The sequence below is a fragment of the Alicyclobacillus fructus genome, from assembly GCF_017329605.1.
Lineage (GTDB): Bacteria > Bacillota > Bacilli > Alicyclobacillales > Alicyclobacillaceae > Alicyclobacillus > Alicyclobacillus fructus.
Map to the genome: position 1 here is coordinate 1 of NZ_JAFMTY010000066.1, position 1,018 is coordinate 1,018.

At 57.4% G+C, this 1,018-nt stretch carries 1 protein-coding gene; it reads right to left on the minus strand.

All coding sequences use genetic code 11. The annotated features are described in order from the left end of the window. Nucleotides 1-990 (minus strand): transposase (locus J3481_RS14330; RefSeq protein ID WP_206832793.1); only part of this gene is annotated, 990 nt, incomplete at its 3' end. Nucleotides 991-1,018: the final 28 nt, after the last annotated feature.

Genomic DNA, 1,018 nt, shown 5'->3' on the forward strand with positions numbered 1-1,018 from the left:
TGGATTCGCGTATCGACGGACGTCCTCATCGATGTGCTTCTTCACGACCATGCCATAGTTCGACGCAGAACAGGCAGCCATGCCAAGCGGGCAATCGACCTGTCCTGTCGCGTGCGGACAGCGAAACTTGAGCCAGCCGCCATCTACACCCCAATACGTCATCCGGTACCCCATCGTGCAGCGAGGTGTGCCGTCGAAATCCATCCCCTCCGGCGGCTCCTTCTCATTCCGGCGATTCATCGGAATGATGGCCTGGGCGCCCAATGCGCGAGCGGCTTCGTAGTTTTTCTTCTGGTCATACCCGGCATCCATCAGCACGAAGCGAATCCGCCAATCTTGGCGATTGAGTTCCTCCATCAAGGGAATGGCCATCTCTCCGTCGTAGACGTTTGCCGGCGTCACCGTGAGCGCCATAGGAAGTTCACTTTTCGCATCCACAGCCAAATGCACTTTGTAACCAAACCACGCCAACTTGTTGCCGAAGGCGTCGAACTTCGCGCCCCAGTTCGCACGGTCTGTGGGCTGGACCCCTGAGCGTGGGTGTTTGCGCTCATACGCATGGATGGCCGTGCTGTCGATGGCGACGTGTTCGCCCTCGATGAGCCCTTCGTCACGACATTGACGCACCAACTCGGCAAATAGCGTCGCCGCAACCCCTTTGTCCACGATGGCCTGAAAGACGCGGCTTAGGGTGGAGACGGACGGAACAGGTTCGTGAAGGGAGAAACCGCACTGGTAACGGAAGCGCAAATCGGTCTCCAAACGTCGATGAAGCTGCGTAAAGGTCGAGATGCCCTCAAGGGGTGCTGCGAGAAATGCGCGCAAGATGGCTTCGCGAGAGATGGGTTTGGCCCCTTGGGGTGTCGAACTTCTCAGCTTCGCGGTATACGGGCCGAGATCGAGTGCGGAGAAAAAACGTTCACGCCGCTCCGAAGGGTCAATTTCCATCCATTCGTCAAAGGAAAAGAGCCATGTTTGTCGAATGTACACGTTGGACTTCGCCCCCGTAGAAATGGTT